Source organism: Nocardioides sp., from assembly GCA_037045645.1.
In the GTDB taxonomy this organism is placed as follows: domain Bacteria; phylum Actinomycetota; class Actinomycetes; order Propionibacteriales; family Nocardioidaceae; genus Nocardioides.
Genome location: JBAOIH010000001.1, coordinates 1,474,892 through 1,488,822 on the forward strand (window position 1 = coordinate 1,474,892; position 13,931 = coordinate 1,488,822).

16 protein-coding genes are annotated in these 13,931 nt (G+C 67.3%); 5 read left to right on the forward strand and 11 right to left on the reverse strand.

Translation table 11 applies throughout. The features are described 5' to 3' along the window. Together V9G04_07270 and V9G04_07275 are read right to left on the reverse strand one after the other, a co-directional pair. Complete coding sequence (locus tag V9G04_07270; protein MEI2713090.1) at nt 1-873, reverse strand: cyanophycinase; 873 nt, start codon at nt 871-873, stop codon at nt 1-3. Beyond that, the gene (locus tag V9G04_07275) at nt 839-988 is read right to left on the reverse strand and encodes a hypothetical protein (GenBank protein ID MEI2713091.1); all 150 of its coding nucleotides are present in this window, start codon (nt 986-988) and stop codon (nt 839-841) included. The genes V9G04_07270 and V9G04_07275 overlap by 35 nt, the downstream gene beginning before the upstream one ends. Before the next feature lie 60 nt (nt 989-1,048). Here V9G04_07275 and V9G04_07280 point away from each other — a divergent pair, with 60 nt between their 5' ends. Further along, nucleotides 1,049-1,546, forward strand: coding sequence for a histidine phosphatase family protein (locus V9G04_07280; protein MEI2713092.1), 498 nt, complete (start codon nt 1,049-1,051; stop codon nt 1,544-1,546). 1 nt (nt 1,547) lies between these two features. Here the strand turns inward: V9G04_07280 and V9G04_07285 are convergent, their stop codons facing one another. The 3 genes from V9G04_07285 to V9G04_07295 all read right to left on the reverse strand — a co-directional run bounded on the left by V9G04_07285 (nt 1,548) and on the right by V9G04_07295 (nt 4,255). Further along, nucleotides 1,548-1,727 (reverse strand): hypothetical protein, encoded by a 180-nt coding sequence (locus V9G04_07285; GenBank protein ID MEI2713093.1) that lies wholly within the window; start codon nt 1,725-1,727, stop codon nt 1,548-1,550. A 597-nt stretch (nt 1,728-2,324) separates the two neighbouring features. Further along, nucleotides 2,325-3,554: a phosphoserine phosphatase SerB gene (serB, locus tag V9G04_07290; GenBank protein ID MEI2713094.1), complete on the reverse strand. Its 1,230-nt coding sequence runs from the start codon at nt 3,552-3,554 to the stop codon at nt 2,325-2,327. 35 nt (nt 3,555-3,589) lie between these two features. After that, entirely contained in the window at nt 3,590-4,255 is a 666-nt protein-coding gene (locus V9G04_07295) for a hypothetical protein (protein ID MEI2713095.1), read from the reverse strand. A 46-nt stretch (nt 4,256-4,301) separates the two neighbouring features. On the opposite strand from V9G04_07295, the gene V9G04_07300 reads away from it, so the two are divergent. From V9G04_07300 to V9G04_07315, 4 genes are all read left to right on the forward strand, one after another. Beyond that, nucleotides 4,302-5,099 carry an ABC transporter ATP-binding protein gene (locus V9G04_07300; protein MEI2713096.1) on the forward strand — a complete coding sequence of 266 codons (798 nt, stop codon included), beginning with the start codon at nt 4,302-4,304 and terminating at the stop codon, nt 5,097-5,099. 33 nt (nt 5,100-5,132) lie between these two features. Next, nucleotides 5,133-5,612, forward strand: coding sequence for an NfeD family protein (locus V9G04_07305; protein MEI2713097.1), 480 nt, complete (start codon nt 5,133-5,135; stop codon nt 5,610-5,612). A 174-nt stretch (nt 5,613-5,786) separates the two neighbouring features. Continuing rightward, complete coding sequence (locus V9G04_07310) at nt 5,787-6,890, forward strand: SPFH domain-containing protein (protein ID MEI2713098.1); 1,104 nt, start codon at nt 5,787-5,789, stop codon at nt 6,888-6,890. Next, a complete protein-coding gene (locus tag V9G04_07315) occupies nt 6,887-7,651 on the forward strand; it encodes a sulfite exporter TauE/SafE family protein (GenBank protein ID MEI2713099.1) in 765 nt (254 codons plus the stop codon). Before V9G04_07310 ends, V9G04_07315 begins: the two co-directional genes overlap by 4 nt. Nucleotides 7,652-7,775: 124 nt before the next feature. Here the strand turns inward: V9G04_07315 and V9G04_07320 are convergent, their stop codons facing one another. The 6 genes from V9G04_07320 to V9G04_07345 form a co-directional block, all read right to left on the reverse strand. Next, on the reverse strand, nt 7,776-8,747 hold the full coding sequence (locus V9G04_07320) for an alpha/beta hydrolase (GenBank protein MEI2713100.1): 972 nt from the start codon (nt 8,745-8,747) through the stop codon (nt 7,776-7,778). A gap of 12 nt (nt 8,748-8,759) precedes the next feature. Then, nucleotides 8,760-9,473 (reverse strand): gamma-glutamyl-gamma-aminobutyrate hydrolase family protein, encoded by a 714-nt coding sequence (locus V9G04_07325; GenBank protein MEI2713101.1) that lies wholly within the window; start codon nt 9,471-9,473, stop codon nt 8,760-8,762. Nucleotides 9,474-9,591: 118 nt separating this feature from the next. After that, nucleotides 9,592-10,371, reverse strand: coding sequence for a 3-oxoacyl-ACP reductase (locus V9G04_07330; protein ID MEI2713102.1), 780 nt, complete (start codon nt 10,369-10,371; stop codon nt 9,592-9,594). A 1-nt stretch (nt 10,372) separates the two neighbouring features. Further along, nucleotides 10,373-11,734 (reverse strand): aldehyde dehydrogenase family protein, encoded by a 1,362-nt coding sequence (locus V9G04_07335; protein MEI2713103.1) that lies wholly within the window; start codon nt 11,732-11,734, stop codon nt 10,373-10,375. Nucleotides 11,735-11,743: 9 nt separating this feature from the next. Beyond that, on the reverse strand, nt 11,744-13,105 hold the full coding sequence (locus tag V9G04_07340; protein MEI2713104.1) for a glutamine synthetase family protein: 1,362 nt from the start codon (nt 13,103-13,105) through the stop codon (nt 11,744-11,746). Nucleotides 13,106-13,135: 30 nt separating this feature from the next. After that, on the reverse strand, nt 13,136-13,870 hold the full coding sequence (locus V9G04_07345; protein MEI2713105.1) for an FCD domain-containing protein: 735 nt from the start codon (nt 13,868-13,870) through the stop codon (nt 13,136-13,138). Between the last annotated feature and the right edge of the window lie 61 nt (nt 13,871-13,931).

Here is a 13,931-nt window from a genome sequence, read left to right on the forward strand (position 1 = left end):
CTACTTGTCGTCGGACGTGGACTTCGAGCGCTTCTTGGACTGGCTTCGCTTGCGGGCCAGACGCGCGCGCAGTGCCTGCGGGGACTTGTCCGCCGCTGCGATGTCTCGCGCCATCTGGCGCATATCGGTCTGGGCCTCGGCGATCTCGGCGGCGTCCTCGGCCGAGACCTGGGTGGCGGGTGGGACCAGGGCGCGCGCGGTGAGGTCGTACGCCGTCCCGGACGGCAGCACGTGCAGCATGACGCCGCTGGCGAGCAGGGGCGCCGAGCGGCGGGCTTCGTACGCGTTGGTCACCATCTGGGCGGGATCGAAGACGGTCACCGCGCCTCGGCCGATCACGCGCAGCACCTGGTGCCCGTCGCGCTCCTCGACGACCGCACAGGTGTCCTCGTCGATGCCGATGCCGAGCAGTTGCGGCGACTGCGACACGATCATCAGCAGACGGCCATAGCGGTTGCGTTGCTCGAAGTGCTGGTCGATGACGACGCCGTCGACCAGGCCCAGCCCAGCCGCGACCTGGGTCATCCGCTGCTTGGGGGTCGCCCCGCCGACCCCAAAGGCGACCATATGCGAGGACTGGATGGAGGCACCGGCTGACGTGCCCGCCACCACGACGCCTCGCTCATGGGCTCGCACGATCGCGTCACCCACGGGCGTACCGCACACGATCGCCGACAGTTTGAGCTGGTTGCCGCCGGTCATGAAGACCCCGGTCGCCTCGTCGAGGAGTTCGACGAGGTCGGGCTTGTGGGCGTCGGCTCGGGTCTCGGGACGGATGGCGTCGACCCGGGCGGCACCGAGGCGACCGAATAGCGCGTCGTACACCTCCACCACTTCGTCACCGAGCGAGGACGCCGTCGGGATCACGACGATCCGCGCGTCCTTGCCGCCGCTGGCGGCGACGAATTCCTTGAGGATGGTGCGCTTGCGGAAGCTTGTCCTCGGCGCCGCCGATGATCATCAGCGTGCCGGGACCTGAGGTATGCATGACACGGAAGGCTATCGGCTGGAACAGTGTCTGCGGACATGACTCTGGAGGGAATTGCAGATGACCGAGGCGAGACGGCTGGTGCTCATGCGGCACGCCACCGCCGAGTCGGCGGGTGCGGGCGACTCGGCGCGTGCACTGGCCCCCCGAGGTGTGCGCGAGGCCGGATGGATGGGCACCTGGCTCAGTGGCCAGGGCGTACGCCCGGATGCCGCGCTGGTGTCGGCAGCGCGACGCGCGCAACAGACGTGGCGTGGTGTCGCGGGCTCGGCGGGATGGCAGATCGTCCCGCAGATCAGCGAGGCGCTCTATTCGGCCAGCGCTGAGACGGCTCTCGACCTGATCCGGGACACGGACGCGACCGCGCGGACGTTCCTGGTCGTGGGACACAACCCGACTCTGAGCATGCTGGTGCATCAACTCGACGACGGCACCTGGGGCCGCGGGTCGTACGGCTTCGAACCCGGGACCGCGGCGATCCTGGAGGTCCCCGGGGATTGGTCTGAGTTGGCGTACGCCGGCTGCCGTGTGGTCGCACTCCACGGCCCCACGGGCTGAGTCAGAGGACCTTCCAGTCTCCGTTGATCTTGGCCAAGGTGACTTCTTCAGAATCGTTCAACATGCCGATCGAGTATTCGACTCTCACCACAACAGCCTTCCCAGCCACTGCGGGCACTTCCTCTTCCTCCCACTCCTCGTCGCTGGGTCTCAACTCCCGCACGGTCTTGGCGTCGCTCACCGAGACGGTGATTCCAGGCGACATCCAGGAGCAGGTCGACTCGTCGGGCTGGTACTCGAGCTTCCATGATGGCGTCACAGTCGTGGTCCCAGCCCACTTCGACGTATCGCTGCGCGACCGATTCGGGAGAGCCGCCGGACGCAAGGCCTACGACGAACCCGATCCCCAGGAAGCAGGTCAGCAGAGCAGCACCGGCGATCACGCCGATCGCCCACTTGGGCAGCGTCCGCAACTCCTGTGCCACGGAACCTGTCACTGCCTGCATGGATACCGAGGTCGCGGGCGACCAGCTCACACCGGGCGCAACGTGACTCTGTGCCTGGGCGTCAGGGGGCGTCGAGGATTCCACCTGGAGTGTTCCGCATCGGCCGCAGAACCGCTGCTGGGCGGTGAGTTGATTCCCGCACCCGCTGCATGAAGCCATCGACCCAACACCTTTCCTCCGGTGTGAATAGGCTGCGGGGGGTGTCTTGTCGACGCCATTCCCCGATCATGGGACCCGGGTGAGTGCCCGGGTCAGGGATGCGAGAGTGAACAGCCGGGGAGCGCCAACTCAACACCTAGGCAGGCCAAACTCAAGGGTCAGGGACACCCAACTCAACGGACGGGGGGAGCCGGGGTGTCGAAGCCGGCCGCCGCGTCTGCAGCCTCGACCTGGTCGCGGGTGACACCCATCAGATACAGGATCGAATCGAGATACGGCACGTTCACCGAGGTGTCGGCGGATTGTTGGACCACGGGTTTGGCGTTGTACGCGATCCCGAGCCCGGCGGCGTTGAGCATGTCCAGGTCGTTGGCCCCGTCGCCGATCGCGATCACGGCGTCGGCACTGATGCCGATCCGCGCGGCATACTCCAATAACGCCTCGGCCTTGCCCGCGCGATCGACGATCGGCCCGACGAGACCGCCGGTGAGGTGTCCGTCGACGACCTCGAGGGTGTTGGCACGTGAGAAGTGGATGCCCAGGTCGGCTGCCAACCGGTCGGTGATCTGGGTGAACCCACCCGACACCAGGGCGAAGCGGTAGCCCAGACGGCGCAGGGTGCGGACGAGCGTACGAGCTCCGGGGTTGAGTTCGATGGCGTCGTAGACGTCGTCGAACACCGAGTCCGGCAGCCCGGCGAGCGCGGCCACCCGCTGACGCAGCGATTGTTCGAAGTCGATCTCTCCACGCATCGCGAGTTCGGTGATGGCCGCGACCTCGGCTTCGCGTCCGGCATGGGCGGCGAGCATCTCGATCACCTCGCCTTGGATCAGGGTCGAGTCGACATCCATCACGACCAGGCGTACGCCGCGCCGGTAGATGTTGTCGATCTGCACCGCGATGTCGACCCCGAGCGAGCGGGCATCGGCGGTCAGGCTGGTGCGCAGTCGGTCGACCTGGGTGCCCGACACCTTGAGGTTGATCGCGGTGACGGGATAGTCGGCCAGGCGTTCGATCCGGTCGATATTGGTGCCCGAGTCCGCGATCCGCCCGGTGATGGCGGCAAACGACGACGCCTTCAGCGGTGCACCGAGGATCGTGACGTCGGCTCGCGTCGCGCGGGAGCGAGGCTTCTCGGGAGAGGTCCGGGTGATCTCCACGGCCATGCCGAGCTCGGCCGCGCGCGCCGCCACGGCGTCCCGCATGCGTTTCCAGTCGCGTGGCGCGCTGACGTGCACACCCAGGATGAGTCGACGGCGCAGCACGATCTGTTCTACGTCGATCACCTCCACACCGGCCTTGCTGAGGGTGCGGAAGATGGCCGCGGTTACGCCGGGTCGATCCTTGCCCGACAGCGTGATCAGCAGTGTCTTCGGCGTGTCGGGCTCGCTGAAGGGACTCATAGCAAGGCCCGACCTTAGTCCGCCGGGCGTGCCGCTCACTGCGGTGGCCACACCTCGGGCGAGCATGCCGCCACCAGGGCGCGCCTGCCGGCGCGATCCAGCGGCTGCAGCGCACTGCGCCGAGTTTGCGCGGCGCTGGCGCTGAGGGCACCGCCGTCGTCGGCTAGTGCAGCACGGACGATGGCGATCGCGCGGGCGCCCTCGAAGGCCAACCGGACACATTCGAAGGGGGTGCCTGGGGCGCCGATTGCATCAATGCCGGACCCCAAGTTCAGCAGACCGTCTGCGGCATCGGTGTTGGCGCTGGCTACGTCCAGTGCGGCAACAGCATCGGAGACCGAGATGACGGTGGCGCGCAGCTGTCGGCGGGCTTCGCCGAAGTCCACGAGCTGGCGCGGACGTGCGTCATAGGCTTGCCAGCCACCTTCGGTCAGCACGAGTCCCAAACCGCCGGCGACCAGCGCTTCGCCCTCGTGCAGTGCCGCCGAGTTGAAGTCCGGAGGTCCGCCGAGGCCGACGGGATCGCCCTCGGTAGGCAACGCGATCCCGACCTGGTCCGATCCGCTCATCCGCAGGAGTCGAACCTCGTCCACGGTCAGGCGGCTGTGGGTGAACAGGGTGTCGGCTGGGGTGAGACCACGCAGCCAAGCGGTGCCCCACCACGCGTCGAAGACGCACCCAGGCACCAATTCGTCCTCCACGCCGGTGAGCGTACGTTGCGACCATGCGTCCGGTTAGGGTGGCGCCATGGCCGCCGTATTGGAGTTCGCCGACGTCACGGTCAAGCGCGGACAGGCCACCTTGCTGGACTCGATCAACTGGGTCGTCGAAGAGGACGAGCGCTGGGTGATCCTCGGTCCGAACGGCGCCGGCAAGACCACGCTGATCCAGGTCGCGGCTGCGCTGCTGCACCCGACCTCCGGGGTCGCGGGTGTGCTGGAAGAGGTCCTCGGAACTGTCGACGTCTTCGAGTTGCGGCCTCGCATCGGCTTGACGTCGGCGGCGCTGGGGGAGCGGATCCCGCGCGGGGAGGCCGTACGCGACGTCGTCGTCTCCGCGTCCTACGGTGTGGTCGGACGGTGGCGAGAGTCGTACGACGACCTCGACCACGAGCGGGCGTACGAACTCCTGCGTGAGGTCGGTGCCGGGCATCTGCTCGATCGCACGTTCGGGACCCTGTCGGAGGGTGAGCGCAAGCGCGTCCAGATCGCGCGCGCCTTGATGACCGACCCGGAGTTGTTGCTGTTGGACGAGCCCGCGGCCGGGCTCGATCTCGGGGGTCGTGAGGATCTGGTGTCCACGTTGTCGACGCTGGCCTACGATCCCGACTCGCCCGCGACCGTGCTGGTCAGCCACCACGTGGAGGAGATCCCCCCGGGCTTCTCGCACGCACTGCTCTTGCGGGACGGTCGCGTGACCGCGCAAGGACTGCTGGACCAGGTCATCACCGAAGAGCACCTGTCCGCGACATTCGCGATGCCGTTGGTCGTCACGAGGGCCGACGAACGCTGGGCCGCCCGTCGGCGCACCCGCCGCGCGCCGTGATCGACGCTGGACCGCCCGGGATAGGGTCGGACCATGGAGTGGCTGAGCGAGCATGCGTGGGAGACCTGGCTTGCGCTGATGATGCTGCTGGCCATCGGGGAGATGTTGAGCCTCGATCTGGTGCTCGGCATGCTCGCAGTCGGGGCGGGCGTCGGACTGATCGCCGCACTCGTCGGGCTCCCCGGCATCGCCCAGGTGCTGCTCGGGCTCGGCGCGGCCGTGGCGTGCCTTGCCCTGATCCGGCCCAGCCTGTTGAAGAGACTGCATAACAGCCCCGAACTCAAACTCGGTCACACCCAACTGATCGGCATGCGCGGTGTGGTCACCCATGAGATCACTGCGGGCACACCCGGCCAGGTCAAGCTCGGTGGCGAGACGTGGAGTGCCCAGCCCTTCGACGACTCCCTGACGATCCCGCTCGGAGCACCCGTCGAGGTCTTCGAGATCCGAGGGGCGACCGCGTACGTCTATCCGCTGGGCGAGCTCGACCCGCCCACCGAACCGAAGGCCTGAACGGGCCGTGTTGACGCTGTCGTTCGTCGTCGTGCCGGCCGTCCTGGTCGAGGGCTTGGGCCGTCGCAACTGCGCCGGCGACGCCCAAATGGACGACTTCACCGGGTCGCTCACTTACGCCCCGAATCCCCTCGAGCTCCCACCGGTTCACTTGCCCAACTGAGAGGAAACACCATGCCTACGGTCCTGGCGGCTCTGGTCGCCATTCTCGGCCTGTTCATCATCTTCATGCTGGCCAAGACGGTGAAGATCATTCCGCAGGCTCGCGCCGGCATCGTCGAGCGGTTCGGGCGCTATCAGCAGACTCTCGACCCGGGCCTGAAGATGGTCGTGCCCTTCGTCGACCGGGTGCGCTATCTGATCGACCTGCGTGAGCAGGTTGTCAGTTTCCCGCCGCAGCCGGTGATCACCGAGGACAACCTGACGGTGTCGATCGACACGGTGATCTACTTCCAGGTCACCGATCCGGTGGCTGCGACGTACGAGATCGCGAACTACATCCAGGCCGTCGAGCAGCTCACGATGACCACCCTGCGCAACATCGTCGGTGGGATGGACCTCGAGGAGACGCTGACCAGCCGTGACTCGATCAACACTCGGTTGATGAGCGTGCTCGACGAGGCCACCGGCCGCTGGGGCATCAAGGTCAAGCGCGTCGAGATCAAGGGCATCGACCCGCCGCCGTCCATCAAGGACGCGATGGAGAAGCAGATGCGCGCCGACCGTGACAAGCGTGCGGTCATCCTCACCGCCGAGGGTGAGCGGCAGTCCGCGATCCTGACCGCAGAGGGCAACAAGCAGTCCGCGATCTTGAACGCGGAGGGCGAGCGCGAGTCGCAGATCCTGCGCGCCCAGGCCGACCGGGAGGCGGCGATCCTGCGTGCCCAAGGTGAGGGCCAGGCCATCCAAACGGTCTTCCAGGCCATCCACGACGGCCAACCCGACCAGGGTCTGCTGGCGTACCAGTACCTGCAGATGATGCCGAAGATCGCCGAGGGCAGTGCCAACAAGGTGTGGGTGATCCCATCTGAGATCACCAAGGCCATGGAGGGGCTCGGGTCGTCGCTGAACGAGATCGCGGGAATCCCGAAGGACTCCTCGCCCCGCAAGCGCGTCGACATGGGTCCGAGCGAGCCTCGGCTCCCGGCGGCGGCAGATCGTGAGTTGAGCGCGACCAACGAGGCCGTACGCGAGGCGATCGCCGAGGCGGAGACCGCTGCCAATCCCGGGGCGTCCGCCAAGGTCTCCGACGTACCGGAGGATCCCTCGGCTCAGTGAGTCCCTTCGAGATCGCGGCGATCCTGCTCGCCGGGATGGCCGCAGGCACCATCAACACCATCGTGGGGTCGGGAACGCTCATCACGTTCCCGACCCTCTTGGCGTTCGGTTTCCCACCGGTGGTCGCCAACGTGTCCAACACCGTCGGACTGGTGCCCGGCACCATCTCCGGTTCGATCGGTTATCGACGTGAACTCACCGGTCAGCGTGATCGCCTGATCCGGCTCGGCTCGGCTTCCCTGCTCGGGGGACTGCTCGGCGGGGTGCTCTTGCTGGTGCTGCCGTCAAGCGCCTTCGACGCCATCGTCCCCGCACTGATCGCGCTCGGCGTGGTGTTGGTCATCATCGGACCTCGGGTATCGGCGTGGGTGGCTCGGCGTGCGGGTGGACGTGACGTGATCCCAGATCACGGCCTGTGGTGGGTCTGGCCGGCAGTCTTCGCCGCCGGGATCTATGGCGGCTACTTCGGGGCTGCCCAAGGTGTGCTGCTGATGGCGATCCTGGGCATCGGAGTGGTCGACACGATGCAGCGGCACAACGCCACCAAGAACATCCTTGCCCTGCTCGTCAATGGGGTGTCGGCGCTGCTCTTCATCGCGGTCGCCGACGTCGACTGGCGGGTCGCCGGGCTGATCGCGGCAGGGTCGATCGTCGGCGGACAGATCGGCGCCACGGTGGGGCGACGGCTGCCGGCGAACGTCTTGCGTGCCGTGATCGTGGTCGTGGGCGTGGTGGCTGTCGCCGCCCTGCTCGTACGCTGACCTGTCGCGTCTGCTCCGCGCGAGGGCGCTGACCTGTCGCGTCTGCTCCGCGCGAGGGCGCTGACCTGTCGCGTCTGCTCCGCGCGACGGCGCCGACCTGTCGCGTCTGCTCCGCGCCGCGCGCTCAGCGCGCGACGTACGCCTCGTGCCAGCGACCCAGCTCGTCATACGCCCGGGCGCGTACGGACGGTCGCGACAAGATCACGTCGTGCATCGCACCCTCGATGGGCGCCAGCGTCACGTGCCGGGCGATCTGAGGAGACCAGCGACGCATGTGCTCGACGTCGAGCACGATGTCGTGGCCGAACACGTCCTCGCCCATCTCGGTCGGACGTGTTGTGCTCCCCGAGGTCAGCACCAAAGTGGGGTACGGCAGATCGAGCCCGGACTGCAAGCGCGCTTGACCCAGCCGGACGGCGCGCAGCCAACCCGCATAGATCGGCCGGGATTCGTTGGGTTTCAAGGCCAGCTCGTAGTTCCACTCCCCGTCGAAGTCCTTGTGCAGGCTCGGGCCATAGAAGCCTGCAGCGCCACGCGGGATCTCGCGCTTGGGCTGATACCCGCCGACCTGACGCATCACGTTGGAGCCGACCCGCATCCAGAACGGTCCATGCATGTCGAGCCACGGTGAGTTGAGCACCAGGCCAGTGACCTCGTCCGGCGTCCGCGATGCCAACCACAACGGCAGGATCAGGCCCCCGGTCGAGTGAGCCGCGACCACGACCGAGTCGTGGCCGTCGCGGGTGGTGATCCGGGCGTACGCCTCGTCGAGATCGACGAAGTACAACTCAAGATCCGAGACATAGCACGGGGTCATGTGCGGACGCAGCGACCGCCCGTACTTGCGCAGGTCCACCGCATAGAAGTCGTACCCGCGGTCGACCCACCACTGTGCCCACTCGACCTGGAAGAAGTAGTCGTTGAACCCGTGCACATAGAGCACGGCCTTGCGCGTCGGTTGCGGTGCCGCCAGGCGTACGAGTGTCGCCTCGGCGGCGCCTTCTTCATCGGGATCGAGCGGGATCGTCTCGGCCTCGAAAGGGGCGCCTAGCAACTCGTCGGGCAGCCAGGGAGCCTGGGGCAGGTCTGCGCGCACGGCGTCAGTGTCTCAGGGGAAAGCGGCGTACGCCGAGGCCGCCGCAACGAGTCCGCGCATGAGTTCGAGTTCGGCGGCCATCTCCGGGTGCCACTGCACACCGACCACGAAGCGTGCGCCGGGCAGTTCCATCGCCTCAATCGTGCCGTCGGCCGCGTGTGCGGTGACGGTGAAGCCGGGCGCGGAGCGTACGGACTGATGATGATGACAGCGCACCTGCACGTCGGCCCCGAGGATCCCGGCAAGCCGGGACGCAGGGTCGATGCGTACATCGGTATCGCCGAAGACAGCGCCACCGGGGGAGTGATTCTCGTGCCCGACCAGGTCAGGAGTGTGCTGGTCCAGTGCGCCACCGGCGTGCGCGGCCATCAACTGCATCCCGCGGCAGATCCCGAGCACCGGAAGTCCCGCCACCGCCGCCGCGTCGAGCAGGGCACACTCCCAGGCGTCTCGGTCGGGTCGCCAGCCAGCCGTACGCTCGTGCGGCTGCTGCCCATAACGCTGTGGATCGACGTCCGCGCCGCCGGTGATCACCAGTCCGTCCAGTCGTGCCACGACGGCCGCTGCGGCCTCCCGCGAGTCGCTGGCGGGCGGCAGGAGCACCGGGACTCCTCCCGCCGCGACCACCGTGTCCGCGTACTCGCTGTGCAGCAGGTCGGCGCGCTGTCGCCACACCCCCCAGGCGGCGTCTTCGCGATAGGTCGACAGGCCGATAATGGGAGTCACGCGTGCTCCCGGAGCGCGAGTTCACGCGTACGCTCGAACTCGTGCGGGTGGGGCGCGCCAGAGCGCGCGAGTTCACGCGTACGCTCGAACTCTCTCCGGAGTGACGTGGGTCTGGCCATCAGAGAGGTGTGACGTACGCACCCGAGATGCCGCCATCGACGAGGAAAGTCGAGGCCGTGATGAACGACGACTCGTCGGACGCCAGGAACAACACAGCATTGGCCATCTCGCGCGGTTCGCCGAAACGACCCATCGGCACGTGCACCAGCCGACGCGCGGCCCGCTCCTCGTCCTTGGCGAAGAGTTCCTGCAGCAGGGGAGTGTTGACCGGTCCGGGGCACAGCGCGTTCACGCGTACGCCTTCTCGCGCGAACTGCACGCCGAGTTCGCGCGACATCGACAACACGCCGCCTTTGGAGGCTGAGTACGAGATCTGCGAGGTCGCCGCGCCCATCACCGCGACGAACGAGGCCGTGTTGATGATCGAGCCCGAGCCCTGCTCCAGCATGTAGGGCAACGCCGCCTTGCAGCACAGATAGACCGAGGTCAGGTTGACCCGCTGTACGAGGTCCCACGCCTCCAGGTCGGTGTCGAGGATCGAGTCGTCCTGCGGCGGGCTGATCCCGGCGTTGTTGAAGGCGATGTCGACCGAGCCGTAGGTGTCCTTCGCGGTCTTGAAGAGAGCGTCGACCTCCTCCTTGCTGGTCACATCGACGTGGACGTACGTGGCCACGTCCGAGCCGCCGAGTTGCCCGACCAGGGTGTGCCCGCGCTCGTCATCGATGTCACCGATGACGACCTTCGCGCCCTCCTCGACGAACCGCTCGACGGTCGCCAGTCCGATCCCGGAGACTCCTCCGGTGATGACGGCAACCTTGCCGTCCAGACGTCCTGCCATTTCAGTTTCCTTCCGTGCTGATGAAGACGTTCTTCTCCTCGGTGAACGCATTGGGGGCGTCCGGGCCGAGTTCGCGGCCGAGGCCGGACTGTTTGAAGCCACCGAACGGCGTCCAATAGCGCACCGACGAGTGGCTGTTGACCGAGAGGTTGCCGGCTTCGACGCCGCGGGCGACCCGCAGTGCACGGCCGACGTCGGAGGTGAAGATCGAGCCGGAGAGGCCGTACTCGGTGTCGTTGGCCCGCGAGATCGCGTCCTCTTCGTCGTCGAAGGCCATCACCGCGACGACCGGCCCGAAGACCTCCTCGCGCCACACCGCTTCGTCGGTCGACTGCGACTCCACTACGGTCGGCGGCAGCCACCACCCGGGGCCGGACGGTGCCGCACCAGTGAACGCCACCGAGGCACCATCGATATAGGTCTGCACCGATGCCATCTGTCCCTGGGACACCATCGGTCCCATCTCGCTGTCCTCGGCCGACGGATCCTTCACCCGAAGGTCTGCGACCGCGGTCTGGAAACGCCCGACGAACTCGTCGTACGCCGAACGCTCGACCAGGATCCGCGAGCGTGCGCAGCAGTCCTGCCCGGCGTTGTCGAAGACGGCGTACGGCGCCTTGGCGGCAGCAGCCGCGATGTCGGTGTCGGCGAAGATGATGTTGGCCGACTTGCCGCCGAGTTCGAGCGTGACGCGCTTCACCTGAGCCGCGCAGCCGGCCATGATGCCCTGACCGACCGAGGTGGATCCCGTGAAGCACACCTTGCGTACGAGCGGGTGGTCCACGAACCGCTGCCCCACGACGGACCCGCGCCCCGGGACGACGGTCAGAACGCCTTCGGGAAGCCCCGCCTCCACGGCGAGTTCACCGATCCGGATCGCGGTCAACGGGGTGATCTCGGCCGGCTTCAACACCACCGTGTTGCCCGCCGCCAACGCGGGCGCGAAACCCCACGCCGCAATCGGCATCGGGAAGTTCCACGGCACGATGATGCCGACCACTCCGAGCGGTTCGTGGAAGGTCAGGTCGACGCCGCCGGGCACCGGGATCTGGCGACCGAAGAGCCGTTCGGGAGCAGCGCTGTAGTAGTTCAGGCAGTCGCGCACGTTGCCCGCTTCCCAGCGAGCGTTGCCGATCGTGTGGCCGGCGTTGAGGACCTCCAGGGCGGCGAGTTCCTCGATGTGGGCGTCCACGACCGCGGCAAACGTACGCAGCAGCCGCGCGCGCTCGCCGGGCGCGAGCGCACGCCACGCGGGGAAGGCGTCGGCGGCGCGTTGGATGGCCGCATCGGCGCCCGCGAGGTCGGTCGACGGCACCTCGTGGTCGAGCGGTTGCTCGGTGACCGGGTTGATCAGGATGGTCAAGGTTCCTCCTTAGAGCCGCTCGAACCCACGCACGCGCTCCCAGTCGGTGACTGTGGCGTTGTAGGCGTCGAGTTCGATCTGGGCGTTGTGGGCATAGTGGTCGACGACGTCGTCACCGAAGGCGTCGCGAGCGATCTGGGAGTCGAGGAACAGCGCGCGGGCGTCGGCGAGATTGTTAGGCACGCGCTCGAGCTCGGAGTCGTACGCACTCCCGACCAACTCGTCGGGCAGTGCCAACTCGTGGTCGATGCCGTGCAGACCTCCCGCGATCATCGCGGCCAGTGCGAGATATTGGTTCACATCGGCACCGGGCAGGCGATTCTCCATCCGCGCCCCGGCCTTCCTGCCCACCAGCCGCACCGAGCAGGTCCGGTTGTCGCTGCCCCAGCCGACGGTCGTGGGCGCGAACGAGCCGTGCGCGAAGCGCTTGTAGGAGTTGATGTTGGGCGCATAGAGCATCGTGAACTCGCGCATGGTGGCGAGTACGCCCGCGATGAAGTGGTCATAGAGCCTGCTGCGGCCGTCGCCGTCCCAGAAGACCAGTTCACCGTCGGTGCCGCGCAGTGACAGATGGATGTGGCACGACGACCCGTCGCGCTGGTTGTACTTGGCCATGAAGGTGATCGACTTGCCGTGGTGGGCGGCGATCTCCTTGGCGACGGTCTTGTAGACGCTGTGGTTGTCGGCCGTACGCAATGCGTCGGCGTACAGGAAGCCGATCTCGTGCTGGCCGAAGTTGCACTCGCCCTTCGCGCCCTCCACGTCGAGGCCGGCGGCGAACATCGTGTTACGGATGTCGCGCAGCAAGGGTTCGACTCGCGAGGTGCCCAGGATCGAGTAGTCGACGTTGTATTGATTCGCGGGTGTGAGGTCGCGGTAGTTCAGCTCGTGGGCCATCTCATAGGAGTCCTCGAAGATGATGAACTCCAACTCGGTGCCGGCCAGCGCCGTCCAACCACGCTCGGCGAGCCGGTTGATCTGGGCCTTGAGGATCGACCGGGGGGACTGGCGTACGGGCTCGTGGTTCATCCAGGTGAGGTCGCACTGCACCATCACGGTGGCGGGGTGGTGCGGGAGTCGACGAATGGTGTCCCAGTCGGGGACGAACTCCATGTCGCCGTAGCCGGTCTGCCACGACGAGATCTCGTACCCGGCCACGGTGTTCATGTCGACGTCCACCGCCAGCAGGTAATTGCAGCCCTCGGTGCCCGACTCCAGCGCGACGTCGAGGAAATAGCGCGCGTGCAGACGCTTGCCCTGAAGTCGTCCCTGCATGTCTGTGAAAGCCAGGATGACGGTGTCGACCCCGTCTGCCTCGATCTCGGCGCGCAGTTGCTCCAGAGTCAGGTAGCGGTCGTTCGGTGCGGTCATGCGCTCATCTCTCTTCCGTTGGGCAGGGCTTCACGCCACCAATCCGCGCAGCAGCGCGGCGGTGTCGTCGCAGTGTTCGAGCATGGCTGTGCGCGCGGCGTCGGGGCGACCGGCCAGGATGGCCTTGACCAGGCGCGCGTGTTGGCGATGTGAATGCGCGATGTTGGTCTCCAGCACCGGGATCGCACTCAGCATCTCGTGCAGCGTGGCCTGCACCGACGCGACCGCCTCGATCACGCGGGGTGAGGCGGACAGCGCCGCGACCGTGAGGTGGAAACGGCTGTCGGCTTGTCGATGTCCCGCCCTCGTCGTGGCCGTCACGACCGCATCCTGGGCGTCGACGAGTTGCTGACGCCGTACGTCGTCGAGCTCCGTGCCGGCCGCGAGTTCGGCTGCTCCGGGTTCCACGACCCTTCGGAAGGCCAGCGAATCCAGCCAGTCCGCGCGCTGCGCCGCAGTGAAGCGGGCTGCCTTGCGTGCCGACGGGGAGGCCGGCCGCAACGTCACGATGGTGCCGCCCGAACGTCCCCGCGTCGTCTCGACGAACCCGGCCTGACGCAACGCCACCATCGCCTCGCGCAGCGTCGCTCTGGAGACTCCGAGCCTGGCCGCGAGCTCACGTTCGGACGGCAATGTCGAGCCGCGTGGATATACCCCGAGGCGGATAGCGGTGGCGAGTTGCTCGACGCAGGCCTCGAATGCGTGGTGACCGCGCACCGGGCGCAGCAACGCCTCGCTGAGATGATCGTGCGGCACAGCGGTCACGGCGCCAGTGTGCCAGAGCCGTCGACCGTGTAAAGGTCTGACTCCATACCAATTTCCGCCA